At 36.6% G+C, this 24,032-nt stretch carries 25 protein-coding genes and 1 tRNA gene; 10 read left to right on the top strand and 16 right to left on the bottom strand.

What is annotated here, in order from left to right; translation table 11 throughout:
* A complete protein-coding gene (locus AB1630_01245; protein ID MEW6102435.1) occupies positions 1-1,401 on the top strand; it encodes an ATP-binding protein in 1,401 nt (466 codons plus the stop codon).
* On the top strand, positions 1,401-2,843 hold the full coding sequence (gene gatA / locus AB1630_01240; GenBank protein MEW6102434.1) for an Asp-tRNA(Asn)/Glu-tRNA(Gln) amidotransferase subunit GatA: 1,443 nt from the start codon (positions 1,401-1,403) through the stop codon (positions 2,841-2,843). Before AB1630_01245 ends, gatA begins: the two co-directional genes overlap by 1 nt.
* On the opposite strand, the gene queA is transcribed toward gatA, so the two are convergent.
* Positions 2,838-3,809, bottom strand: coding sequence for a tRNA preQ1(34) S-adenosylmethionine ribosyltransferase-isomerase QueA (gene queA / locus AB1630_01235; GenBank protein MEW6102433.1), 972 nt, complete (start codon positions 3,807-3,809; stop codon positions 2,838-2,840). The genes gatA and queA overlap by 6 nt on opposite strands.
* A 70-nt stretch (positions 3,810-3,879) precedes the next feature.
* Between queA and flgB the strand changes: the two genes are divergently transcribed.
* The 3 genes from flgB to fliE are packed head-to-tail and all read left to right on the top strand — an operon-like array spanning position 3,880 to position 5,118.
* The gene (gene flgB / locus AB1630_01230) at positions 3,880-4,278 is read left to right on the top strand and encodes a flagellar basal body rod protein FlgB (GenBank protein MEW6102432.1); all 399 of its coding nucleotides are present in this window, start codon (positions 3,880-3,882) and stop codon (positions 4,276-4,278) included.
* Positions 4,278-4,724 carry a flagellar basal body rod protein FlgC gene (flgC, locus tag AB1630_01225; GenBank protein ID MEW6102431.1) on the top strand — a complete coding sequence of 149 codons (447 nt, stop codon included), beginning with the start codon at positions 4,278-4,280 and terminating at the stop codon, positions 4,722-4,724. The genes flgB and flgC overlap by 1 nt, the downstream gene beginning before the upstream one ends.
* Positions 4,725-4,779: 55 nt before the next feature.
* Positions 4,780-5,118 carry a flagellar hook-basal body complex protein FliE gene (gene fliE / locus AB1630_01220; protein ID MEW6102430.1) on the top strand — a complete coding sequence of 113 codons (339 nt, stop codon included), beginning with the start codon at positions 4,780-4,782 and terminating at the stop codon, positions 5,116-5,118.
* A gap of 5 nt (positions 5,119-5,123) precedes the next feature.
* Here fliE and AB1630_01215 read toward each other — a convergent pair whose 3' ends face one another.
* Complete coding sequence (locus tag AB1630_01215; GenBank protein MEW6102429.1) at positions 5,124-5,750, bottom strand: type I 3-dehydroquinate dehydratase; 627 nt, start codon at positions 5,748-5,750, stop codon at positions 5,124-5,126.
* A 62-nt stretch (positions 5,751-5,812) separates the two neighbouring features.
* Here AB1630_01215 and AB1630_01210 point away from each other — a divergent pair.
* The 3 genes from AB1630_01210 to AB1630_01200 all read left to right on the top strand — a co-directional run bounded on the left by AB1630_01210 (position 5,813) and on the right by AB1630_01200 (position 8,279).
* A tRNA-Thr gene (locus tag AB1630_01210) sits at positions 5,813-5,884 on the top strand.
* Between the two features lie 8 nt (positions 5,885-5,892).
* A complete protein-coding gene (locus tag AB1630_01205; GenBank protein ID MEW6102428.1) occupies positions 5,893-6,486 on the top strand; it encodes a hypothetical protein in 594 nt (197 codons plus the stop codon).
* Positions 6,468-8,279, top strand: a complete 1,812-nt coding sequence (locus AB1630_01200) for an O-antigen ligase family protein (GenBank protein ID MEW6102427.1) — start codon at positions 6,468-6,470, stop codon at positions 8,277-8,279. The genes AB1630_01205 and AB1630_01200 overlap by 19 nt, the downstream gene beginning before the upstream one ends.
* Positions 8,280-8,287: 8 nt before the next feature.
* Here AB1630_01200 and AB1630_01195 read toward each other — a convergent pair whose 3' ends face one another.
* Genes AB1630_01195 through AB1630_01155 form a run of 9 tightly spaced genes read right to left on the bottom strand, consistent with a single transcriptional unit; the run spans position 8,288 to position 13,334 of the window.
* A complete protein-coding gene (locus AB1630_01195) occupies positions 8,288-9,202 on the bottom strand; it encodes a beta-ketoacyl-ACP synthase III (protein ID MEW6102426.1) in 915 nt (304 codons plus the stop codon).
* Positions 9,202-10,179 (bottom strand): phosphate acyltransferase PlsX, encoded by a 978-nt coding sequence (gene plsX, locus AB1630_01190; protein ID MEW6102425.1) that lies wholly within the window; start codon positions 10,177-10,179, stop codon positions 9,202-9,204. The genes AB1630_01195 and plsX overlap by 1 nt, the downstream gene beginning before the upstream one ends.
* Positions 10,180-10,189: 10 nt before the next feature.
* On the bottom strand, positions 10,190-10,477 hold the full coding sequence (nuoK, locus tag AB1630_01185; protein ID MEW6102424.1) for an NADH-quinone oxidoreductase subunit NuoK: 288 nt from the start codon (positions 10,475-10,477) through the stop codon (positions 10,190-10,192).
* Positions 10,474-10,944 carry an NADH-quinone oxidoreductase subunit J gene (locus AB1630_01180; protein ID MEW6102423.1) on the bottom strand — a complete coding sequence of 157 codons (471 nt, stop codon included), beginning with the start codon at positions 10,942-10,944 and terminating at the stop codon, positions 10,474-10,476. The genes nuoK and AB1630_01180 overlap by 4 nt, the downstream gene beginning before the upstream one ends.
* A gap of 42 nt (positions 10,945-10,986) precedes the next feature.
* Positions 10,987-12,048, bottom strand: a complete 1,062-nt coding sequence (nuoH, locus tag AB1630_01175; GenBank protein MEW6102422.1) for an NADH-quinone oxidoreductase subunit NuoH — start codon at positions 12,046-12,048, stop codon at positions 10,987-10,989.
* A complete protein-coding gene (locus AB1630_01170) occupies positions 12,045-12,413 on the bottom strand; it encodes a hypothetical protein (GenBank protein ID MEW6102421.1) in 369 nt (122 codons plus the stop codon). Before AB1630_01170 ends, nuoH begins: the two co-directional genes overlap by 4 nt.
* Complete coding sequence (locus tag AB1630_01165; GenBank protein ID MEW6102420.1) at positions 12,403-12,579, bottom strand: hypothetical protein; 177 nt, start codon at positions 12,577-12,579, stop codon at positions 12,403-12,405. The genes AB1630_01170 and AB1630_01165 overlap by 11 nt, the downstream gene beginning before the upstream one ends.
* Complete coding sequence (locus AB1630_01160) at positions 12,580-12,912, bottom strand: hypothetical protein (protein MEW6102419.1); 333 nt, start codon at positions 12,910-12,912, stop codon at positions 12,580-12,582. It abuts the gene before it with no gap.
* A complete protein-coding gene (locus AB1630_01155) occupies positions 12,909-13,334 on the bottom strand; it encodes an NADH-quinone oxidoreductase subunit I (protein ID MEW6102418.1) in 426 nt (141 codons plus the stop codon). The genes AB1630_01160 and AB1630_01155 overlap by 4 nt, the downstream gene beginning before the upstream one ends.
* Before the next feature lie 116 nt (positions 13,335-13,450).
* Here AB1630_01155 and ppdK point away from each other — a divergent pair, with 116 nt between their 5' ends.
* A complete protein-coding gene (ppdK, locus tag AB1630_01150) occupies positions 13,451-16,093 on the top strand; it encodes a pyruvate, phosphate dikinase (protein ID MEW6102417.1) in 2,643 nt (880 codons plus the stop codon).
* A gap of 179 nt (positions 16,094-16,272) precedes the next feature.
* On the opposite strand, the gene aroB is transcribed toward ppdK, so the two are convergent.
* From aroB to AB1630_01125, 5 genes are all read right to left on the bottom strand, one after another.
* Positions 16,273-17,388 carry a 3-dehydroquinate synthase gene (gene aroB / locus AB1630_01145; GenBank protein ID MEW6102416.1) on the bottom strand — a complete coding sequence of 372 codons (1,116 nt, stop codon included), beginning with the start codon at positions 17,386-17,388 and terminating at the stop codon, positions 16,273-16,275.
* Positions 17,381-18,463 (bottom strand): 6-phosphofructokinase, encoded by a 1,083-nt coding sequence (locus AB1630_01140; GenBank protein MEW6102415.1) that lies wholly within the window; start codon positions 18,461-18,463, stop codon positions 17,381-17,383. The genes aroB and AB1630_01140 overlap by 8 nt, the downstream gene beginning before the upstream one ends.
* A 631-nt stretch (positions 18,464-19,094) precedes the next feature.
* Complete coding sequence (locus AB1630_01135) at positions 19,095-21,143, bottom strand: TonB-dependent receptor (GenBank protein MEW6102414.1); 2,049 nt, start codon at positions 21,141-21,143, stop codon at positions 19,095-19,097.
* Between the two features lie 216 nt (positions 21,144-21,359).
* The gene (locus AB1630_01130; protein MEW6102413.1) at positions 21,360-23,096 is read right to left on the bottom strand and encodes an ATP-binding protein; all 1,737 of its coding nucleotides are present in this window, start codon (positions 23,094-23,096) and stop codon (positions 21,360-21,362) included.
* Positions 23,096-23,668, bottom strand: a complete 573-nt coding sequence (locus tag AB1630_01125; GenBank protein ID MEW6102412.1) for a putative sulfate exporter family transporter — start codon at positions 23,666-23,668, stop codon at positions 23,096-23,098. Before AB1630_01125 ends, AB1630_01130 begins: the two co-directional genes overlap by 1 nt.
* Here AB1630_01125 and AB1630_01120 point away from each other — a divergent pair.
* A complete protein-coding gene (locus AB1630_01120; protein MEW6102411.1) occupies positions 23,610-23,831 on the top strand; it encodes a hypothetical protein in 222 nt (73 codons plus the stop codon). The genes AB1630_01125 and AB1630_01120 overlap by 59 nt on opposite strands.
* Positions 23,832-24,032 lie beyond the last annotated feature (201 nt).

Here is a 24,032-nt window from a genome sequence, read left to right as displayed (position 1 = left end):
ATGTATAAAATATTACTTGTTGAAGACAATCCCGATGATATTGTCATCATCAAAAAGCTCTTAAAGGGCTTTGAAGTAGAGGAAGCACAAACAGGAAGGGAGGGGATAGAAATGCTTAAAAAAGATGATTTTGATTGTGTCCTCCTTGACTACAGGCTTCCCGACACAAATGCCCTAAAGGTATTAAGTGAGATAAGGCGATTCTCCTCTTCTCCTGTTATTATATTGACAGGAATAAAGGACGAGAGGCTAATAACAGGTACATCAAGATTGGGCGCGGTTGGTTTTCTTGTAAAGGATGAAATAAACACAGAGATTCTTTCTTCCTCTATTTTAAATGCCATTACATCTGAAAAGAAGGAGGAATTTTTAGCAAAAACAGAAGGAATTTATGAAAAGCTTATTGATTCAATGAATGAGGGATTATTTGCCCTTGATATACAGGATGTAATTGTCTTTACCAACAAAAGGATGGAAGAGATGTTTCAAAATCAAAGCCTTATGGGAAAAAACCTTTCTTCTATAATGGATAATGGAGAATACAGGGTTTTTAAGAAAAATGCTTCTAAATCCAAGCCAACTAGCTTTGAATTCTCATTTTCTCTACAAGATGGTTCTTCTTTGCCTGTTCTTATATCTTCTTCTCCTTTGTTTGATAAAAATGGTGTTTTTAATGGCTTTCTTTGTGTTGTAACAGACCTTTCAAGGCTTAAAGAAATGGAAGAAATGCTTTCTTTGGCACAAAAATTAGCAGGTGCATCCTATGTTGCCTCCCAGGCTGCCCATGATATTAGAAACCCCCTTTCAACAGTTGTAGCTGGTATTTATATGATTAGAAGGTTTATGGGAGGGGATGAAAAAGTAGAGAGGATTATCTCTCAGATAGAGGGGGCTTGTCATAGGATGAACACTTATATTGAAGATTTATTACATTTTTCCTCTCCACTTTCTGTCAATTTAAGAAATATAGAGATAAATTCTATCCTTAAAGAATTTCTGGATGACCCATTCTTTAAGGAATTGAAGGGGATAGAGATAAAAGAGGAATTAGAAGAGGGGCTTCCTTTTATATCAGGTGACCCAGAAAGGCTAAAGCAGGTATTGTTTAATCTTATAAAGAATGCTTGTGATTCTATGCAACAGGGTGGTATAATAAAAATTAAAACATATCAAAACAAAGATTTTGTAGGAATAGATATTACTGATGTAGGAGGGGGAATAGATGAAGAACACCTTGATAAGATATTTTCTCCATTCTTTACAACAAAGGGAAAGGGTGTAGGACTTGGGCTTTGTATTGTAAAGAAAATAATAGATAGCCACAAGGGAGAGATAAGGGTAGAAAGCAAGAAAGATAAAGGAACAACCTTTACCATCCTCCTTAAAAAATCCTTTACATAATGAACAATGAGATATACAATTTCCCCTCTTACAAGATACATAGCCTTCTTAAGAAAAAAGAGATAAAGGCAGAAGATGTTGTTTTATCTTGTATCAAAAGGATAGAAGAAAAAGAGCCAAAGATAAATGCATTTATTACAAAGACATTTGATACTGCTTTGGCTGATGCAAAGGCAATTGACAAAAAAATTGCAAAAGATGAGCCAATAAGCCCACTTTCTGGAATTCCTATCTCTATAAAGGACAATATCTGCACAAAAGGCATTGAGACAACCTGCGCCTCCCATATTCTCTCTGGGTTTATCCCTCCCTATGATGCAACAGTGGTAAAAAGGCTAAAGGATGCTGGAGCAATAATAATTGGAAAGACAAATATGGATGAGTTTGCCTTTGGTTCATCCTGTGAGCATTCTTGCTTTGGCACTACAAAAAATCCACATAACCTTGACTATGTCCCTGGTGGCTCATCTGGTGGCTCATCTGCATCTGTTGCATCTTGTGAAGCAATTCTTTCATTAGGCTCTGATACAGGTGGTTCAATAAGACAGCCAGCCTCGTTCTGTGGTGTTGTTGGTCTAAAACCAACATATGGCATTGTCTCAAGGTATGGGCTGATTGCCTTTGCCTCAAGCCTTGATCAGATTGGTCCCTTAACAAAGGATGTAAGGGATTGTGCAATTCTATTAAATGCTATTTCTGGATTTGATGAGAATGATGAGACATCCATTAAACAGCCGAAGATTGACTATACAAATAGCCTAGACAATGATATTTCTAAAATGAAAATTGGCATTCCCAAGGAATACTTTGAAGGAATAGATGGTGAGGTAAAGGATGCAATAATGAATGTTTTAAAAGGGCTTTCTTCTTTAAATGTAGAGATAATTGAGGTATCCCTTCCCCATTCCCAATATGCTATCCCTGTTTATTATATTATTGCTTGCTCTGAGGCATCATCAAATCTAGCAAGGTTTGATGGTGTGCAATATGGGTTAAGAGAGGAAGATAAAAGCCTCTTTGGGATGTATAGAAAGACAAGGAGCAAGGGGTTTGGTGATGAGGCAAAGAGGAGGATAATACTTGGAACATATGCTCTATCCTCTGGCTATTATGATGCCTATTACCTTAAGGCACAAAAGGTAAGAAGCCTTATAAGAAAGGACTTTGATGATGCATTCTCAAAGGTTTCCCTGCTTATCACACCAACCTCGCCTACACCTCCATTTAAAATAGGGGAGAAAACAGAAGACCCTTTATCAATGTATCTTTCAGACATCCTTACTGTTTCAAGTAATCTTACAGGATACCCAGCTATCTCTATTCCCTGCAAAAAAACAAAAGAAGGTCTACCTATTGGGCTTCAAATCATAGGTCATTACCTTTCTGAAGGAGAAATTTTATCACTTGCTTATCATATAGAAAAATTGGAAAAATTTTTATAATACAAGCATACAATCCCCATAGCTTCCAAATCTATAATTTTCAGATTTTGCCTCGCTGTATAGCATTTTTAATTCATCCAAACCAACAAATGCGGATGTCATAATGAATGGTGGGCTTTCTGGAAGGTGAAAATTTGTTAATAATCCAGAGACAAATTTAAATTTAAATCCAGGATATATAAAAATATCTGTCCAAAACCCAACTTTTTGACCCCCTGATTCTCTGACCCCTGACTCTAATGCCCGAACAACCGATGTCCCGCAAGCAATTATCCTTTTATCTTGTGGAATTTCTTCTTCTATCTTTACATATTCCTCATCCATCCTATGCTCTCTAACATCATTGCACCTTACAGGTTTAAATGTTCCAATGCCAATATGAAGGGTAATGTAGGATATAGAAACACCATTTTCCTTTAATTTTAAAAGAATTTCATCTGTAAAATGTAAGCCTGCTGTTGGTGCGGCAATTGAACCTAAATCCTTCGCATATACGGTTTGATAGTAAATTTTATCGTCATAATTAGGCTCTCTTTTTATATACGGTGGAATGGGTGTTTTTCCAATTTTTTCTAAGATAGAAAACAGATTCCCATTACAATTGAATTTGACCATTATAGGAAAACAAGAAATAACCTCTCCTTTAATGAGAGAAAAATCAAGAATAAGCCCCTCTTTTATCTTCCTTTTTGGCTTTGCCAATACCTCCCAGATATTCTTTTCTTTCTCCTTTACCAGAAGAATATCTATCCCATTTACAATAAGCCGTCCCTGAAATACCTTTGTCTTATTAAGAACAAGTAAGTCTTGGCTAGAAAGAAGGTCTATAATATCAGAAAAAACAAGATGCTCTATTTTTTTCTCTTTCCTATCAAAGAAAAGCATCTTGCAATTTTGCCTCTCTTTCATTGGCTCCTGGGCAATAAAGGATTTGGGAAGGGAATAAGAAAAATCACAAAGATTCATAAGCAAATTTTAAAGCCTAAAAAAATTTATGTCAAGTAATCTGGGAAAATTGCCGATATATAAAGTGAAGATGTTTATAGATTCTTTAACAGGACAAACAATTGAAATGGCAAAAAAGGGGCTAGATTCTGCCACACTTAGACACAATGTCATATCAAACAATGTTGCCAATGTAAATACCCCAGGATTTAAGAAGCAATCTGTTATCTTTGAAGATGCTTTAAAGGAAAATAAGATTTCTGCAAAGAGGCTAAATCCAAAGCATATCCCATTTTCTTATGAGAAATCTAAAAACTCTGGAAGAATTATTACAGAAAATGATACAATATATAGAAACGATGGAAATAATGTTGACCTGGACAAAGAGATGGAAGATTTAGCAAAGAATGCAATTTATTATAATTCAATAGCAACAAGGCTTGCAAGGAAATTTAGCCTTTTGAAGCTTGTTGCACAAGGAGGTAGATAATGTTAACAGGTGGATTATTTAGGGGAATAGATGCATCGGCATCTGGAATGTCTGCTGAGAAATTAAGGATGGATATTATCTCAGAAAACATTGCAAATGCTAATACAACAAGGACAAGTGAAGGAGGCCCATATAAAAGAAAATTTCCCATATTTACACCAAGAAGGCAAGAACCATTATTCAATATACCATTTGTCAAGATGCCAATAACCATTGAGTCAGGACAGGGGGTCAGGGTTTTAAGGATAGAGGAGGATAAAGTAGAGCCGAAGCTAAAATATGAACCAGGACATCCAGATGCAAACAAAGATGGCTATGTTGCATATCCAAATATAAACCTTGCAACAGAGATGATAAATTTGATAACCGCCTCTAGGGCATATGAGGCAAATGTTACAGCGGCAAGGAATGCAAAGCAGATAATGATGAAGGCATTGGAAATATGAATAAGTCAAGAGTCAGGAGTCTGGAGCCAGAGAGTCAAAAAGGAAGGTAGAAATAATGGAAATTGATTTGTTTTCGCTGTTACCCCAATCAAGCGTTCAAGCTAATGTAGGTAAAAGCGAGAATAAGGGGAAAAACACCCCATCTGCTAACGCAGACATCCCTCTAAAAGAGGGGAATGGGCTTTTTAATCTTGTCCTTTCTGGTTTAAAGGAGACAAATAAGCTAGAAAATAATGCAGATAAGCTTACCCAAGACCTTGTATCTGGAAAGCTTGAAAATATCCACGACCTTATGATTGCATCAGAAAAGGCAGAGATAGCCCTTAATTTCACAATGGCTATTAGAAACCAAGCATTAAGAGCTTATCAGGAAATTATGGGAATGGGAAGGTAAGGGATTTATAACCCATATCTTTCAATTTCCCTTCTTAAAGACGAAACAGAAAGTTGACCATCTGCATAGGGTTTATTTATAAACCCATAGGTTATTAAAGAGCCAAATATTGGTTCAATTATTCTTGTGATTTTGCCAAGTAGCCCCATTCCAATAGCAATTATTGGCTTTTTGTAATTGTAGGTGAAATTAAGAAGCCTTATAATGTCATCCTTGTTGTTTATAAATGTTGCAATTTTTAGTATATCAGCACCAGCTTTTTCCATAGAAGAAGAAAGAGAAACAAGGGTTTTAATATCGGGCGTATCTTTATAGTTATGATGTGAGATTATCAAGGTCTTTTTATTCTTTTTTACAAAATCAATCAAGGGCTTTTTTTCGCCATATTCCAGGTCAATATAATCTACAAAAGGAATTATTTCTTTAATTTCATCATCTGGTAGGAATAGCCTTTTTGTGGCAATAATGGGAAGATTTGTTTTTTTCTTTATTTCTTTGATAAGCAATACATTATCTCCTTTTCCTATTATCTTATCAAGCCTTATTTCAATAATATCTGCTTTAGATTTTTTTGCTTTCTCTGCAAGGTTTATAATATTTTTTCTTCTTCCACCAATTGTTGCTGCAATCATAAAACAAATTTTAAATTACAAGATTTACAATTTGCAATTTAAAATTTACAATTTATATATTCGCCCAAGTAGCTCAATGGTAGAGCAAGGCATTCGTAATGCTTAGGTTGCGGGTTCAAATCCCACCTTGGGCTTTTGAATATTGAAAAAAGCCCCTTTAGTTATTTTTTTCTTTGTCTTTATTATTGGCTTCTGGGTATGGTTTCAAAGGGTTATAAAGACACAAAGGGAAATACCTGTAAAAAAGGAGGTTATTTGTGAAATTAAAAGAAGAATTGAAGAAATAGACAAAATTGCAAAGAATAGTGAAAACCCAGAAAGAGCAATAAAAGAATCAAAAAAGGCTATATTTCAGCTTACATTCATTGGAAGCCCGGGTGCTTCTTATCTTATAAAATCATCTTTGGATAAGAAAAAACACAGGTTTGCAAGGGTTATCTATCTTCAGGTATTAGCTGCAATAGAAAGCAAAGAAGCCATTTCTTGCTTTGCCTTAATCTTAAAAAATGAGCCTGATTATCTCTTGAGGATGCAATCTGCTATTTCTCTTTCTATGATAAAGGATGAGAGGGTAATTCAACCATTAAAAGAGGGCCTCTTTGATAAAGAAATGGTTGTAAAGGTAGCATCTGCAACAGGGCTTATTAAAATGGGAAAGAAGAATTTGATAGATGATGTTATAAAAAACGATAAAGGTCTTAGGATATATTTAGAAAAATGGCAAAATGGCTTTTAGCCTCCCTTGTAATCCTTGTCCCCCTTGCCTTTTCTCCAAACCTTGAGGCAATTTATGACATTCCAAAGATTAGCCTTCTTTTTTTTCTCTCTATCCTCTCATTTGTTTTCTTATTAAGGGATTGGGTAAGAAAGAAATCTATATTGGCTAATCTTGGTTTGCTTGAATTTTTTATTCTTCTATATCTTTTGACAAATATCATTTCAACCATTTTCTCCATTTCTCCCTTTCTTTCTATATTTGGAATTTATAGAAGGTATGATGGAATAAATACCCTCCTTTGCTACATCCTCCTTTTCTTTCTCTCATCAAATATAGAAAAGCCGAAGACAATTCTTTATGCTGTTATGATAGCATCAGGGATTTCAGCCATCTATGGAATTTTACAGCATTTTGGTTTCTATATCATCCCATCAGTAACAGGAAAAGAGAGGGTAATATCAACATTTGGAAATCCAAATTTCTTTGCAGCATATCTTTTAATGTCAATTCCCATTGTTCTTGCTTTTTATCTTAAAGAGAAAAAATACCCCTATCTTATCCTTCTTGCAATTATCCTCTTATCCCTTTTATTTACAAAGACAAGGGCAACATTCATTGGGCTTTTCTTTGAGATTGCCTTTTTCTTTATCTTTCTAAAGCCACAAAAAAAGGCTCTTTTGGTAATTGTAAGCATTATTATTACCTGCCTTATCTTTTCTTTCCCAATAATTAAAAGGATAAAAGGGATAGGAGGGGATGAAGCAAGGATTGGGCTTTACAAAGGCTCTTTTAATGTATTCTTAAAATACCCATTGTTTGGAGCAGGTCCTGAATGCCTACACCCTGCATTTATAAAGAAGCTTCCGGATGAATTTATTTCTCAATACAAGGGTGCATACATTCTGGCTGACAAATCACACAATGAATTTTTGGATATTCTGGCAACAAGGGGAATAATTGCATTTATTTTTTGGATAATTATACTTGGTGTTGTTTTTAAAATAGCCATATCTTATAAGGATAAACAATACACAATCCCTATTGCCTCATCTATTCTTGGCTATCTTGTTCAAGCACAATTCAATCTCTCTTTATTTTCAATAACCCATCTTTTATGGATAATGATGGGTTTAATAGCTCTTGTAAGGAAGAAAAGGAGAATTCCCTTGAGACATCCAAAGCTTATTATTTCCCTTGTTTATGTTGCCTTTTTTGTTTTATTTTTCCATATTGCTTTATTTTACATTTCCGATATTTATTTTTATAAGGGAGAAATGCTTTCAAGAAGCGGATATAAGGATAAAGCTATTGCCTATTACAAAAAAGCATCAGCCTTTAATAAATGGGAAAGGGAATACAAAAAAAGATACATAGAAACCCTTTTTGATATAGGAAGAAAAGATGAAGCAGAAGAAAAGGCAAATAAAACCCTTGAATTTGCATATGATGAGCCAAAGATATGGTTTCTATTAGCAAGGATAAATGAAGAAAGGAATATTGAGAAAGCTATTGCTTATTACAAAAAAGTAATTGAGATTTTTCCATATTGGGCTGACCCTTACAATAACCTTGCCATTATTTACATTTCAAACAAGAATTATAAAATAGCAGAAAAATATTTTCTCATCTCATCAAGCCTTAATCCCAACTACAAAGAAAACCTTAAAAACCTTTATAAAGAGCAGACAGGGATTTATCTTAAGGAAAATAGGTTAAAGGAGGCAAGGGATAAGGCTTTAAAGGTTCTTACACTAGACCCAAACGATTCCTATGCAAAGGATGTTTTAAGGTTTGTTAAATCTAAATCGTAATGATTTCCCTACCACCTTATAAGCATACTTCCCCAGGTAAGACCTCCTCCTATGCCAACAAGGAGAACAAGGTCTTTTTCCTTTATTTTTCCTGTTTTATTTGCCTCATCTAAAGCCACAAGCGTTGATGCTGAAACCATATTTCCATATTTGTAAAGGTTTATAAACATCTTTTCTTCAGGTATTTTAAGCCTCTTGGCAAGCAAGCTTATTATTCTTAAATTTGCCTGATGTGGGATTACTAGGCTAATATCATCCATCTTAAAGCCTGTTTTAAAAAGAATCTGCTCAATTGCCTCTGTCATATAAACAACAGCATATTTAAAAACCTCTTTCCCTTCCATCTTAATGGTTCCTCCCAAAGGAAGGGTTAATATATCCGCCAAAGAGCCATTTGTATTAAAATAGCTTCCAATTATTCCTTTTTCATTGCTTTCTTTAAGAAGACAGGCACCTGCACCATCACCAAACAGAACACAGGTATTTCTATCCTTCCAGTCAATAACCGTTGATGTGGCTTCAGCCGATACAATCAACGCCTTTTTGTATTGCCCAGATTCTATAAAAAACCTTCCACATTCCAAAGCATATAAAGCACCTGTGCAGGCAGCAGATATATCAAAACAAGCAATATTACGAAGATTTAGTTTTTCTGCCAAAAGGCAAGCGGTTGAGGGAAATATCATATCCGGTGTTGATGTTGAGACAATTAAAAGGTCAATATCAGGCTCTACAATATCAACTGAGGCAAAATATGCAATATCAGATGCCCTTATATCAGGAGAAACAACCCTTCTTTCCTTTATCCCTGTTCTCTCTGTAATCCAGCTATCAGAGGTTTCAACTATCTTTTCAAGGTCAAGGTTGGTTAAGATTTTCTCGGGAACATAACTTCCTGTTGCAACAATCCTTGCTTTTTTCATTAAACCCTTAATTCTTCCTCTATCCTTTCGTTTATATGATGTGATATGCTTTCGCTTGCAACCCTTATGGCATTAGCAATTGCCCTCCTTTTAGATTTTCCATGGCATATTATGGATACCCCTCTTATCCCAAGTAGGGGTGCTCCTCCATACTCTGAATAATCTATTTTTTTAAGAAGCCTCTTAAATAGCCCCTTTGCAAATAAAAGACCGAGCTTATTTATAAAATTTCCATTCCTTATATAATCAACAATAAACTCAGCAACACCCTCTCCAAATTTAAGGATAGAATTACCAACAAACCCATCGCAGACAACAACATCTGCCTTCCCTTTCAAAATATCTCCACCCTCTATATTTCCACAAAAATTAAAATTCCCTTTGGAAAACAAAAAACCTGCTTTGTCTGTAAGCCTATTGCCCTTTCCCTCCTCCTCTCCGATATTTAAAATACCAACCTTTGGATTTTCTATTCCCAAAACCTCTTCTGCATAAACCTTACCCATTGCCCCAAATTGAAAGAGATGCTCTGGTTTTGAATCAACATTTGCTCCTACATCAATTAAGATACAGACGCCATTTTTGGTTGGAATAGGTGAGGCAATGGCAGGTCTATCTATACCCTTAAGCCTTCCTAATATTGTTAATCCTCCTATAAATGATGCGCCTGTATTTCCAGCAGAGACAACAGAACCTGCAATTTTTTTTCTCACCAAGGAATAACAAACAGCAATGGATGAATCTGGTTTTGTCCTTAAAGCAGATACAGGCGATTCCTCCATTCCAATTACACTATCAGATGGATAAATTTCCACAGGAAGGTCTTTTTTATATTTTTTTATTTCTCTATTTATTAAATCAGGATTCCCAACAAGGATTATCTCCTTTGCAAATCCCAAAGAAAAGGCATCTATTACACCTTCTATTATCGCTTGTGGTGCATAATCACCACCCATTGCATCAACAGCAATTTTCATTTTATAGGATTTATCCCTTGAGGAGATTGAAGGAATCTAGGTCTATCTTTTCCTTTTCTCTAAAGGCAAGGAGGAATATTGCAAGGCCACAGCCAACACAGGCTGCAGAGATAACAATAGCAAACAGGGCAAATATTTGACCAGCTGGATTATAAAATGATGAAAAATAAGCAAGGTTAAGACAGGCAGCATTTAGCATTATCTCAATTGAGATAAGAACCATAATTCCATTCTTTCTTGATAAGGCTCCATATAGCCCTATACAAAAAATAATCGCAGAAAGCAAAATGTAATTCATTCCCTTTTCAAAAGCACAATTGCTCCAATTAAAACAACAAGCAAAAGAAGGGATACAACCTCAAATTGAATAAGATATTGTGTCATAATAAGGTCTCCTATTTCCCTTATTCCAGAAAATCCTTGTTTTGTAAGGATAAATGGTTTTTTCTTAAATCCCCAAACAAGGGCTAAAAATAAAAGTAAAGAGCTTAAAAGCCCGAATATCCTTAAAATCCAATTTGACTTCCCTGCCTCTATATTTCCTGATGTCATAATGACAAATAGAAATAAAACAATTACGCCACCAACATAGATAAGGATTTGAACAAAACCTAAAAATTCACAGGACATATTTATATACAATCCTCCTATGCAAATGAAAAATAGGGCGAGAGCCATAACAGCCCTTATGAGGCTCTTTAAGGAAATGGCAAGCATAGCAGAAAAAACCGCCAAAGCCCCCAACACATAAAATCCCACCTCCATTTTAGACTCCTGACTCCTGACTCCCGACTCCCGACTCTTTTCTCATATCCATCCCAATGAAATCATAACCCCTGTAATTGCTATATTTAAAAAGCCAAGGGGTGTTAAAAATTTCCAGCCAAAACCCATAAGCTGGTCAACCCTTATTCTTGGATATGTCCAGCGAAACCACATTATAACAAATATTATAAAATATGCCTTTATAAGAAACCAAACAATTGGAGGAAGAATAAAGGGAAGACCAGGAATTCCATTCCATCCACCAAGGAACAAGGTTGCCGCAAGACAAGCACAGATAAACATATTTGCATATTCACCAAGGAAGAACAAGGCAAATTTCATTCCAGAATACTCTGTATGAAAACCTGCCACCAGCTCGCTCTCTGCTTCTGGAAGGTCAAATGGAGCCCTGTTTACCTCTGCACAACCAGCTATCAGAAATAGCAAAAATCCAATTGGTTGATAGACAATGAACCACATATTTTTTTGAGATTCAATTACAGAATTAAGGTTTAAAGAGCCATTGAGCATAATTACACCAATAAAGGATAAAATAAGGGGAACCTCGTAAGAGATCATTTGAGCTGCAGACCTCATTCCACCAAGGAGCGTCCACTTGTTTCCTGAGGAGAAGCCTGCAATAACAATGCCTATTGTTCCTATAGCAGAGAGGGCAAGGATGTACAAAAGCCCTAAATCAAGGGAAACAGCATATATACCAGGAGACCATGAAATAACAGCATAAGCCATTATTGCTGGGATAAACATAATTAAAGGTGCTAGAAAATGGAGGATTTTATCTGCAGGGGATGGTGTAATATCCTCCTTTTGAAGGAGCTTAATGGCATCTGCTACTGTCTGAAGGAGCCCCTGGGGTCCTACCCTCATTGGGCCAAGCCTGTCCTGCATCCAAGCAGAGACCTTCCTCTCGGCAAGCACAAGGAAAAGGGTATTTACCGAGACAAAGCCTGCAACAAGAACCCCAACAATTATCATAATGACAAGCGTCAAGGCAATATCTGGGATATTATGAGTTTTGCAAAGCCCTTGCATCCAATTGTAAATAATTGAAATCAGTTTTTCTGTGTCATATAATAGGTTCATTCTTCCTCCTTAATTTCACAAATCCCCCTCTTTCCATCAAGGGTAATGACAAATTTGTTCAAAATATCCCTTCCAACCAGGACTATGTCTTGTAATTCAAAAGATAGGACATTAAGGTTTAAAGCAAGATTGGCAATAGATAGGTTTATTAGATAAACTGGGGTTTTGGCAGTTCCAAACAAAGCCATTGTTGGTATTGAAGAAAAAGATTTTAAATCCAATAAGTCTACAATCTTTTTGGGAATAGCGGTCATTTGACATCCTGGAGCAATAAGACCCCTACAAATAGCCTCCTTTCCTGTGGAGGGATTAGAAATTACAATATCTATTACTGGGCCAAAAGATTTATCGTAATTATATACCACAGACCACCTCCTTAAGAATATCGTAATGCCGCATAATCACCTTTTTTGGCCACAAGATATACTTGATATGCTTGATAATTACCTCTTCCAAGCTAAAATCAAAGATAATATCTACATAGAGATAAATTGTTATAATAATAATACATAAACAACCAATGATTTCCATCTAATTTTTGATAAATTTTAATATGACCCAGACAATAATAGTAATTCCTAACCAAGAAGAATGATGTAGAGTAAAAACTCCTGAAATCCATAAGGAAATGGAAGTAAGTATAATACCCATCAAAAGCTTACCAATTGCTCTCTGTCTTTTTAATCCTTTTGGAAGGGTGAAATGTTTCTTTAAATAAAAAACAACCACCCCTAAAAATGCTATTAAAATGGGAAAAATGTACCATTCTTTTTCCTGAATAACAATCCCAAACACAGCTCCTAGCAATGCCCCAAAAAAGGCATCCTCAACATCCCATCCTTGTTGAATTATTCTCTCTTTCATTTGTATTTTTGAACAAAAGGCTCTTTAATCAAGGTCTCCTTTGAATAGACCATCTCATCTTTATCTAAACACGCAAGCTCATAAATCTCTGATTGCTTTATTGCCTCCTTTGGACAGGCTTCTATACATAATCCACAGAAGATGCACCTTTTTATATCAATCTCATACGATAAAAGCCTCTTGTTATGAGATTCGTCTTCAAATGCCGATATTTTTATACACCCAGATGGGCAATATTGGGCACAAAGGCAACAGGCAACACATTTTTCAATTTCGTTGTCAGAAAGAAGAAGCCTTGTAGGACCCCTAAACCTTTGTGCTACAGGCTTTCTTTCCCTTGGATATTGGATTGTAACATGCCTTGTCCATAAATGGCAAAATGTAATCCAAAGCCCCCTTATAAGCTCAACTATTGCTTGCACAAAAAAAGTATAATTTTAAAAAAGGTTAAAGTCTAGTATTTTTTTAAGTAAAACTAGACAAAAATAAAATTTAAATTTAAAATAAATTCTTATTAAATTTAAAGGAGGAAAGAAAAATGGCAAAATATGTATATTTCTTTGGAAATGGAAAGGCAGATGGAGGAACAGAGCTAAAATCCCTCCTGGGTGGCAAGGGTGCTGACCTTGCTGAGATGACAAATATAGGAATTCCTGTGCCACCAGGGTTTACTATCTCAACAGATATTTGTAGCTATTATTATAAAAATAGCGAATATCCAGAGGGCTTAAGGGATGAGGTTGATAATGCTTTACAAAAGCTAGAAAAAGCAATGGAGAGGAAATTTGGGGATAAGGAAAATCCTTTGCTTGTTTCTGTTAGATCTGGCGCACCAATATCTATGCCTGGAATGATGGATACAATTCTTAATCTAGGCTTAAATGATGAAACAATAAAGGGCTTTATAAAGCAGACAGGAAACGAAAGAACAGCCTATGATGCCTACAGAAGATTCATCCAGATGTTTTCTGACATTGTCTTAAAAATTGACATTAAAAAATTTGAAGAAATCCTCTCTGCAAAAAAGAAAAAAAAGGGTGTTGTCTATGATATTGAGCTTGACTGTGAAGACCTTAAGGAGGTTGTAAGGGATTACAAAAGGCTTCTTATAAACGAAAAAAAGGATTTTCCACAAGACCCAAGGGAACAGCTATGGATGTCTATAGATACAGTATTTGGCTCCTGGCATAACAAGAGGGCTATTGAATATAGAAGAATATATAAAATCTCCGATACATTGGGAACAGCTGTGAATGTCCAGGCAATGGTCTTTGGAAATATGGGAGATACATCGGGAACAGGTGTTGCATTTACAAGAAATCCATCAAATGGCGAAAAGAAGCTTTATGGCGAATATCTCATCAATGCCCAGGGAGAGGATGTTGTTGCAGGGATAAGAACACCAAAGCACATTTCCCATCTTCACGACCAAATGCCTAATATTTACAAAGAGTTTGAAAGGATTACAAAAATCCTTGAAAAGCATTATAAGGATATGCAGGATATAGAATTTACCATTGAGAATGGAAACCTTTATATTCTTCAGACAAGGAGGGGAAAAAGAACGCCTGCATCTTCTGTCAAGATTGCTGTTGATATGGTAAAAGAGAGGCTAATAATAAAGGATACCGCATTGTTAAGGGTTGAAGCAGCAGGTTTAAAAGCCCTTCTTCACCCACAGATTGACCCAAATGCAAATATATCTTCTGATTGCAATGGCCTTCCTGCCTCCCCTGGTGTTGCCATAGGAAAGATTGTATTTTGTCCAGACGATGCTGTAAAGGTTTCAGAGAAGGACAGGGTTATTTTAGTAAGGGAGGAGACATCTCCAGATGACATTCATGGAATGGCTGTATCAGAGGGAATCCTTACAGCAAGGGGAGGAATGACATCTCATGCCGCTGTTGTTGCAAGGGGAATGGGAAAGCCCTGTGTCTGCGGATGTGAGGCAATAAAGATTGATGAGAAGAAAAAAGAGCTAATAGTAGAGAAAAAGAGGCTAAAGGAGGGAGATGAAATAACAATAGATGGAACAACAGGAAATGTCTATCTTTCCCGTATTCCATACATTATTCCACCAAGGATAACAGATGAGCTAAATACCCTCCTCTCCTGGGCTGATGAGAAAAGGCATCTTAAGGTTAGAACAAATGCAGATGACACGGAGGGAGCAAAAAAGGCAAGGGAATTTGGTGCAGAGGGCATAGGCTTATGCAGGACAGAGCATATGTTCTTTGGAGAAAAAAGGCTTCCCATTATGCAGGAGATGATTATGGCAGAGACAGAAAAGGATAGGAGAAAGGCATTGGACAAGCTCCTGCAATTCCAGAGGGAAGATTTTATTGGGATATTCAAAGAGATGCAAGGGCTTCCTGTAACAATAAGGCTCCTTGACCCACCCTTACACGAATTCCTTCCAAAGCATGAGGAATTAAGGATTGAGCTTATAAAATTAAGGGTAGAAGATAAAGAACAAGAAAGGCAAAAGGAGATTGAAGGGTTATTGCATAAGGTCTCAAATCTCTCTGAGATAAATCCAATGCTTGGTTTAAGGGGATGCAGGCTTGGAATTGTCTATCCAGAAATTTCAGAGATGCAAACAAGGGCAATATTAGAGGCAGCCTGTATATTGGCAAAGAAGGGAATTGAGGTTTTCCCCGAGATAATGATTCCTTTAGTTTCAGAAAAGGCTGAATTTGATGGACAAAAAATGGTGGTAGACAAGACAGCGGAGAAGGTATTTAAAGAGCAGGGAATTAAGGTAAAATACATCATTGGAACAATGATTGAGGTTCCAAGGGCAGCAATTGTTGCAGATAGAATTGCAGAGTCTGCAGAGTTTTTCTCATTTGGAACAAATGACCTAACCCAGATGACATTTGCATTTTCAAGGGATGATGCAGAGAGAAAATTCCTTCCAAAATATTTGACAGATAAAATATTGAAGGATAACCCATTTGAGGTATTAGACCAGGATGGCGTTGGTGAGCTTATAAAGCTTGGTGTAAGCAATGGAAGAAAGGCAAGGCAGAACCTTAAGGTTGGAATATGTGGAGAGCATGGCGGAGAGCCATCATCTGTTATGTTCTGCGACAAGGCTGGTCTTGACTATGTCTCCTGCTCACCATATAGGGTTCCAATAGCTAGATTAGCGGCAGCACAAGCAAGGATAAAGAAATAAATGGAGATTGTAAAGGTGGCTAAAGATTATAGAATTTTGATTTTAGCAAACTCCAAAGTGTTATACAATAAAAAATTGGTTGAAGAAGGGAAATGAAAATTAGTTGTTGAATATTGGAATTTATTTGATGTTTGTATCTTGGTTATTCAATATCATTTTAGCTAAACACATACCATACTTTAATCCATCATCTCTTTGAGAACAAAGGTAATTTCTTTCTCATCTATTTCACTAACCAGCCCTACCTTTCCTATTCTTTCAGGAATAACAAGCCTTACATTCCCCATAAATTTTTTGTCGTGCAATAGGCTAGACATTATCTTATCAATATTGGATGTTTTAATATTAACAGGCAAGCCTATTTTTAAGAGGAGGGCTTTTATCCTTTGCTCCTCATCTTCTTTTAGCATTCCTAATTGGACAGCAAGCTGATTTATCCCTACCATACCAATGGATATAGCCTCTCCATGCCTTTGGACAAGACCAGCAGCTTCAAGGCTGTGTCCGATTGTATGTCCATAATTCAATATCACCCTTATTCCCTTTTTATCAAACTCATCCTTCTGGACAATTCCTGCCTTTATTTTATAGCACCTTGTAACAATGTGTTCAATATAAGGGCTTTTTAAGGATAAAATATTGTGAAGGTTTTTCTCAATGTAGGTAAAAAATCGGCTGTCCCATATCACACCATATTTTACTACCTCAGCCATAGCAGATATTATCTCCTCTTTTGGAAGGCTTTTAAGCAAGGAAAGGTCAGATATAACAAGGCATGGCTGGTGGAAAGAGCCGATAATATTTTTTATTCCTAAAAGGTTCACGCCTGTTTTTCCACCTACACCAGAATCAACATTTGCTAATAATGTTGTTGGAATATTTACATAGCTTATCCCCCTTTTATAAATTGCTGCAACAAATCCACCAACATCACTAACAATCCCTCCTCCAAGATTTATAATGAATGTCTTCTTAAGGGAAGCATCAAACAAAACAAGGCTTTCAAGAAGATTTTTCAGGGTTTCAAAGGATTTATGCTCCTCACCTTCCCCTATCAAGCATTCTTTTGCAAAAATGCCATTTTTTTCAAGTGAGCTTTTTAATCTTTCGCCGTATAATGAAAAGATTTTTGGCTGGCTAATTATAAAGCAAGAATCGCCAAACTCTTTTGCATAATCTCCTGTTTTGTCTAATAAATTAAAGCCAATAAAGATAGGATAACTTTTTTTTCCAAGATTAACTTGAATTATTTCCTTAATCCCTGATTCTCTGACTCTCTGACTCCTATCAATCATCCCCAAAGGAAACGCCTAAATCCCTTGCTGTTTGGATGACATCGGAATCCTGCGAGACAAGGTTCATCTTACCAACAGCCTCATCAAAGGAGACAGAGGTTACTGTTGGTGGTCTTAAGGCAACCATCCTTCCAAATTCACCTCTTTGGATAAGCCTTATAGCAGCCGCACCAAACCTTGTGGCAATAAGCCTGTCAAATGTTGTTGGTGTTCCTCCCCTTTGCAAATGACCTAATACCAAAGACCTTGTTTCCTTTCCTGTTTTATTTCTTATTTCACCTGCTAGATAATTTGCAATGCCACCTAAAAGGGGTTCCTGCCTCCCTTTATCCTTACACTCCTTTGTAAAAAGCCCTCCTTCTTTTGGCTTTGCTCCCTCTGCGGCAACAACTATGCAAAATCCTTTTCCTCCTCTATATCTTTCCTTTACCTTTTTGCAAACAGAATCTATAGAAAATGGAATCTCGGGAATTAAAATAACATCAGCTCCACCAGAAACCCCTGAGTTTAAGGCAATCCATCCTGCATACCTGCCCATTGTCTCTACAACCATTGTCCTTTGATGGCTTTCTGCTGTGGAATGGAGTCTGTCCAGAGCCTCTGTTACTATTGAGACAGCTGTATCAAATCCAAATGTAATAACGGTTCCAGATAGGTCATTATCTATTGTTTTAGGAACGCCAACAACGGGAAGACCCTTTTTATAAAGAGAATTTGCAATTGACAAAGTTCCATCACCGCCAATCATAATAAGGGCATCAAGATTGAGCTTTTTAAAACCAGCCACAACATCATCAGAGACATCCTTTATTACGGTTTTTCCTTTCTCTTTAACCTCCATCTTAAATGGATTTCCCCTGTTTGTTGTGCCCAGGATTGTTCCACCAATGCTTAAAATGCCCGCAATATCCTTTGATGTAAGAACCTTTGCCTTTTTTGTATCAAGCAATCCCTCAAGACCATTCTCAATGCCTATAATTTCCCATCCTAAATTTAACCCTGCCTTAACAACAGCCCTTATAACAGCATTAAGCCCAGGGCAATCACCACCACCCGTAGATACACCTATTTTCATACCTTTTTAAACCACAACTTTAATTATATTCTATAAAATAGGATTATTGCAAGTCTTTTAGGGTTAATTTTAGACAAAGTAAATAAAATTCACTTTTGACTTATTTTTCCTTATTCTTAACTTATCTAAACACACACACCCTTTTTTGATGTTGAAACGGATCTTCGCCCCATCATTTTCATCTAACCCTTTAATAATACTTTCGTGGTTTTTAAAAGATGTGGGTAACGATAAGGGCCTGGAGAGGGTTTAATGTAATAGAAGAAGGGATCAAACAATTATCAACCCTTTGTTCTATAGAGATGAAAATTAAGGATCAAGGGTTTTGTCTGAAAATCCCAAGACCACGAAAGACATCTTGTGAACTATTGAAGGCATTAAAGATTCACCTGCCATTTATTTTACCACATAGAAAGGTAAATGTAGTCACCAGAAAAAAGTTAAACAAACAACGCAAAACCCTTGAAAAATCTTAAGTTAGGAATGATGCCGAGGTGTGTTCTTCGGGGTGAACTTCCATTTCAATAAAAATTCAAAACTCAAAATAAAATTGCATTTTAATTAATCCTTACCATAAGTTTTGCATTTTTCGTTTTGCATTTATCTTACTCTTGTCTACCTAAACACATACCTAAAATTTATATCCCACACTGGCTAAAAACCATCTGCCTTGCTGACGATAAGGAACACAAGTGCCACCAAGATAATATTCTTCATCAAGAATATTGTAACAGGATAAAGAAACATTAGCATTCTTCCAGAAATCTTTTAGTGTTAGACAGGCATTCAAGGTTAACACTGATGGTATTTCCCAGTCTGGATAATAGATACTCTCTGTGCCTAAATTTTGTTTCACCTCCATTTTACTTAAATAGTTAGCGCTTAAGTTTATATCAAGGTCTTTTACAGGTGAATAATTTACCCCCAGGTTAATCGTGTTCTCTGGGATAGCAAGGATTAAACCATCTTTTTGTAAGCTAGGGTCAGTTTTATCTTCAATAGGTTTTTGAAATGTATGGTTAGCAAAGAGGTCAATTCCCCTTATCCTTGCCTTTAATTCTGTCTCTATTCCCTGAAGCGTTATTTCACCATAGTTGCGGTAAGTGTATCTACCTTTAACCCTCGTATCAGGTGCGACAAGGTCATTTAATTCATTATAGAAATAATTCACATTAGCTGTAACCTTTTTTTCTAAAAATTGACCAATGAGTTGGGTTTGATAGCTTCTCATCTTTTCTGGTTTTAGGTCAGGTCCACCATAGTAACCCATTACACCGGTTACATAACGATAGAAATAACTTGGATTCAGAAATGCTTCATTATAGATTACCTTCCACCAGTAGTCATTAAAGAAATTCCAGTTTATGGCTAATCTTGGATTGAACGAACCACCGACATCTTCATAGTAATCGTATCTTGCACCGATATTAGTAATAACCTTTGGGGTGAGTTTCTGTTCGGTTTGAAGATAGGTAGCAAGATAGTATTCACCGCCTGGCTTAAGTGGCTCTTCAGCAATCTGACTAACATTGGTATCTGTTGAAGCATAGGTTCTGAATGAATTTGATCTCTGTAACTTGCGCATCTCTATCTGGCTGCCAAGAAGAAGGTCACCCTTAAATATTGGTTTAGATAGAGAATAGTCTATGCCATAACTATAACCTTCAACATCCCATCTGAAAAGTTTCCCCAAACCTTGATATTCCCATTCTCTCTGTGGTGCCAGAAGCTGCCAGGAAAACCAGTAGTTGTAATCAAAGTAATGTCGCAGTTTAAGTTGCATTTCATTGAAGGGATGGTCATAAGTAAGCCCTAAATGTCCCAAGCGGACAATTTGTTCATAAGCCAGGTTTGCCTTATCATACTCAATAAGTTGTCCTAAATTACCACGCGGATTAAAATAACTTGAGTTAGAAAACGAGGCTAAAAATGTTAAATTGTTTTCTTTTAACTTTAACCCGAAATCATAACATAGCCCGTATTTATCAACATATTCATAACCATCTGTAGGTGTGCCTGAACCATCGCGGTTTTTGGGTATATCTGCTTTTTCGCCATCAGTTTTTCCGAAACTACCATAGATTAAAATATCACGCTCATCATCAGCCCTGCCATAAACAACATCGGTTTTTATCTGGCTGAAATTACCATAACCTGTTTTTACCTCCCAACCATCAATATCTTTACCTTTTTTTGTGATGATGTTTATTACAGCACATAATGCAGCAGAACCATAGAGCGATGCACCAGGGGAGCGAATAATCTCTATCCGCTCTATATTTGCTAACGAAACAGAGTAGTCGTATTGAATTGTGTTCCATGTCCATTCATTCAACCTGTGTCCATCGCGAAGCAATAAAAACTTCTGGTTAGTAGATGCATAGATTCCGCGCATTGCAGCAAGATGTTCATTCGTATCCTGAATAATGTTAAATCCAGGAACAGTTTTTAACACATCAAGGAGGTTGCGTGCGCCCATTTTTTTAATCTCTTCTTCTGTAATTACAGTAACGATTGCAGGCGCCTCAGTAGCAAGTTGTTCTTTTTTTGCTGCTGTAACAACTAATGGTATCTCTCTAAATAGCAGCTCTTCCTCACCTGCTATTTCTTCTTTTTCCCCTGCTAAGGCAGGCCCAACAAGGACCAATCCCAGCATCCCCACAATTAACCATTTACACATTCTGTCCATTTTTTACCTCCCTTATAATCCATCTTTTGTAATTATTCACCCCCTCTTTGTGAAACGGAGAATCTTAAGAAAAAGAGAAAGGGAGAATATCATCTTTGTCTAATTAACCATTAGCTGTATTCATCGCATTTTGATAAACTTTTAAGTCTTTATAGCTTTGTATTTTTTCACCCACTCTCCCTCTCTCCCCTTCTCCCTCTCTCCGATTCATCCACCCTCCGTTTTTCTCTGTAATGACTGAATAGTTACCATCTTTTTTGGCAGACTAAAGTAAAATGTAGAGCCTTCATTTATTTTGCTCTCAACCCATATCCTTCCCTTATGCTCATCTATTACCTTTTTTACAATTGCTAATCCTATACCTGTCCCTTTTCCATATTCATCCCTTTTGTGAAGCCTCTTAAATGGCTCAAAAACCCTTATAAAATCCTCCTCTTTTATCCCAATGCCATTGTCTTTAATGGAGAATATGGTTTCTCTTTCATTTTCCTCTCCAAAAACCTCTATATTTGGTTTTTTATCATTATGCTTTATCGCATTTGAAATAAGGTTATAGAATATCTCTTTTAGTTTTATTTTATCTCCATAGACTAATGGAAGGTTATCATCTACCTTTAGCTTACAATCTTTATCTTTTATCATCAGTTCAAGCCTCTTTAAAACATCCTTTATTATATCATTTGAGCTAAATGTTTCATAGGGATTTTTTATTCTGGATATTCTTGATAATGAGAGGAGGTCATCTATAAATAGCTTTAACCGATTTGCACCATTTGATATTCTCCTTAAATAATCCTTTCCTTCGTCATCTAGCTTTTCCCAATAGTCATCCAGGAGAAACTTTGAAAATGTCTCAATGCCCCTTAATGGCTCCTTTAGGTCATGGGAGGCTGTATAGACAAACGAATCAAGCTCTTTGTTAAGAACTTCTAACTCTTGCTCGCGTTTTACAAGCTCACTATGTTTTACAACAAGCTCATTATGTGCATTCTGAAACTCCTCGGTTTTCTCAATAACCTTTTTCTCTATATCAGAATATGCTGCCTTAAGTTCATCCACATTCCTTTTTATTACCTCTGTTGTCTGATTTACAACCCTGCCAAGCTTTGCAATAAGCTCATTTTCGGATACCTCCTTCATTTTAACAGAAAAATCACCCTTTGATACCATGGCTAGAACCTCAAAGCACTCAGAAAGGCCAATCGCAAGCTCCTCTGCATCGTTAACCAACTTCTCTATATTTGAGGTGGTTTTATTAACCTCTAGCTCAAGTTTTCTTAAAAGCTCATTTTCGGATACCTCCTTTACCTTTACCCCTAGCTCACCCTCTCCAATCTTTCTTAAAGCCTCAAAGCATTCAGAAAGACCAAGTGCCATCTCCATTGAGACATTCTGTAGCTCATTTATATTCCTGTTAAGCAGGGATGCCATATGGTTGAATGAGTCTGAAAGGGAGTCTATCTCATTACCTGAATAGCGTTGATAGACCTTGCATTTATGGCAGTCACCAAGCTTCTCTGGATATTCTCCCATTATAACCCCATCCATACACATAGTTCCTGAGATAAACCAACACCTTACGAATTCACTTCCATAGCTAGGGCAATCCTTTTTATTACATCCCATTATCTCCCAGCATTTATGAATGGGTGTTATAACCCTTGCCAAAAGATCTCCTCCAACCATTTTTTTGCAGGCATCCTGTAAGGCTAATATGGGCTTTATAATTATTCCCGATAGCCAAAGCCCAATAAAAACGGAGACAACAACCGAGAAAATAGCACTTAAGGCAACAATTGCCAATACCCTATTTACCACTACCGGCTCAAGGATTTCTATAATAAGATACCTTGTCGTAATAAGAATAAACAGGGCAAAAAATATGGTAGATAGGGCTACGGTGGTTGTAATTTTATCTTTTAGGCTTGGTTTTTTTCTTTCCATTAGTAGCAAAATATTAAATTAGCCCCTAAAAATATAAGGATTGATGATAACCAGAGGATAAGCCCTAAAACAAGGGGCATTCCGCCCACATCAATCAGCTTTCTAAAATCACAGGTCAATCCAATGCTGGTTAAGGCAATTGTCCATAAAAAGCCTGATAGGGGCTTTAGGAAGGGCAATAGCTTGTTTAATGGCGTATATGAGGCAATTGGCCCCATAATGAAAAATCCATAGGCAAACCAGGGGATTTTAAGAAATATCGGCCTTTTATCCCCCTTTTCATGGACAAAGTAGATTAAAAAGCCAAGTATGGGGATAAGCATTGATGTTCTTGCCATCTTTATAAGCATTGCATTGTCAAGCACATCCTTTCCCAAAGACCCTGCTGTAAGCTTTACAATGCCAGTCATATGCAGGGTTGTCGCACAAAATATGGCATATCCCTCTTTGCTTAAGGAAAGCCAGGTAATGGTTAAGGGATAGAGCAAAAGACCAAATACACCAAGGATTGTAATGGTAATTAAGGAGTTTGAAGTCTCCTCTGACTCTGTCTTTAAGATTGATTGGGCAATGGCAATGGCAGACGCACCACAGATACCGGTTCCTGCTGCTAATAAAAAAGAATTTCAGCCCAATCTCAAACCCCTTCAAAAACAATGGTCTATCTCCCAGAACTGTTCTTACAATCATCCCAAAGATAATCCCCAAAACAAGGCTGTCAAATGCCTTGTGTAGGCCTGCAACATAGTATGCAATTGTAGCAAGGACAATCGCTAAAACAAACCCAATTAACCCTTTTTCTTTAATCATTTTTTGTAACTATTCACCCTATAGGGAAATAAGGAATGTATATGTTTAGATAATGTTAAGGAAAATAATGAAGCCAAAGAATAAAAATCCCAATGTCCAAATCCCAATGACAAATGAAATCCCAAT

Source organism: bacterium (genome assembly GCA_040753555.1).
Lineage (GTDB): Bacteria > UBA9089 > UBA9088 > UBA9088 > UBA9088 > JBFLYE01.
Note: the sequence above shows the minus strand (reverse complement) of the source record. Positions and strands in the feature narration are given on the sequence as shown.

What these genes read in the sequence shown, in the direction of transcription:
- AB1630_01160 (MEW6102419.1), bottom strand. Translation starts at nt 12,912, where the DNA reads ATGAAAGAGAGAATAATTCAACAAGGATGGGATGTTGAGGATGCCTTT.
- nuoH (MEW6102422.1), bottom strand. Translation starts at nt 12,048, where the DNA reads ATGAACCTATTATATGACACAGAAAAACTGATTTCAATTATTTACAAT.
- AB1630_01140 (MEW6102415.1), bottom strand. Translation starts at nt 18,463, where the DNA reads ATGAAAATAGGTGTATCTACGGGTGGTGGTGATTGCCCTGGGCTTAAT.
- nuoK (MEW6102424.1), bottom strand. Translation starts at nt 10,477, where the DNA reads ATGAATTACATTTTGCTTTCTGCGATTATTTTTTGTATAGGGCTATAT.
- flgB (MEW6102432.1), top strand. Translation starts at nt 3,880, where the DNA reads ATGTTTATAGATTCTTTAACAGGACAAACAATTGAAATGGCAAAAAAG.
- flgC (MEW6102431.1), top strand. Translation starts at nt 4,278, where the DNA reads ATGTTAACAGGTGGATTATTTAGGGGAATAGATGCATCGGCATCTGGA.
- AB1630_01245 (MEW6102435.1), top strand. Translation starts at nt 1, where the DNA reads ATGTATAAAATATTACTTGTTGAAGACAATCCCGATGATATTGTCATC.
- gatA (MEW6102434.1), top strand. Translation starts at nt 1,401, where the DNA reads ATGAACAATGAGATATACAATTTCCCCTCTTACAAGATACATAGCCTT.
- AB1630_01130 (MEW6102413.1), bottom strand. Translation starts at nt 23,096, where the DNA reads ATGGAAAGAAAAAAACCAAGCCTAAAAGATAAAATTACAACCACCGTA.
- ppdK (MEW6102417.1), top strand. Translation starts at nt 13,451, where the DNA reads ATGGCAAAATATGTATATTTCTTTGGAAATGGAAAGGCAGATGGAGGA.
- AB1630_01215 (MEW6102429.1), bottom strand. Translation starts at nt 5,750, where the DNA reads ATGATTGCAGCAACAATTGGTGGAAGAAGAAAAAATATTATAAACCTT.
- plsX (MEW6102425.1), bottom strand. Translation starts at nt 10,179, where the DNA reads ATGAAAATTGCTGTTGATGCAATGGGTGGTGATTATGCACCACAAGCG.
- AB1630_01200 (MEW6102427.1), top strand. Translation starts at nt 6,468, where the DNA reads ATGGCAAAATGGCTTTTAGCCTCCCTTGTAATCCTTGTCCCCCTTGCC.
- fliE (MEW6102430.1), top strand. Translation starts at nt 4,780, where the DNA reads ATGGAAATTGATTTGTTTTCGCTGTTACCCCAATCAAGCGTTCAAGCT.
- AB1630_01135 (MEW6102414.1), bottom strand. Translation starts at nt 21,143, where the DNA reads ATGTGTAAATGGTTAATTGTGGGGATGCTGGGATTGGTCCTTGTTGGG.
- aroB (MEW6102416.1), bottom strand. Translation starts at nt 17,388, where the DNA reads ATGATTGATAGGAGTCAGAGAGTCAGAGAATCAGGGATTAAGGAAATA.
- AB1630_01165 (MEW6102420.1), bottom strand. Translation starts at nt 12,579, where the DNA reads ATGGAAATCATTGGTTGTTTATGTATTATTATTATAACAATTTATCTC.
- queA (MEW6102433.1), bottom strand. Translation starts at nt 3,809, where the DNA reads ATGAATCTTTGTGATTTTTCTTATTCCCTTCCCAAATCCTTTATTGCC.
- AB1630_01195 (MEW6102426.1), bottom strand. Translation starts at nt 9,202, where the DNA reads ATGAAAAAAGCAAGGATTGTTGCAACAGGAAGTTATGTTCCCGAGAAA.
- AB1630_01120 (MEW6102411.1), top strand. Translation starts at nt 23,610, where the DNA reads ATGGTAATTAAGGAGTTTGAAGTCTCCTCTGACTCTGTCTTTAAGATT.
- AB1630_01180 (MEW6102423.1), bottom strand. Translation starts at nt 10,944, where the DNA reads ATGGAGGTGGGATTTTATGTGTTGGGGGCTTTGGCGGTTTTTTCTGCT.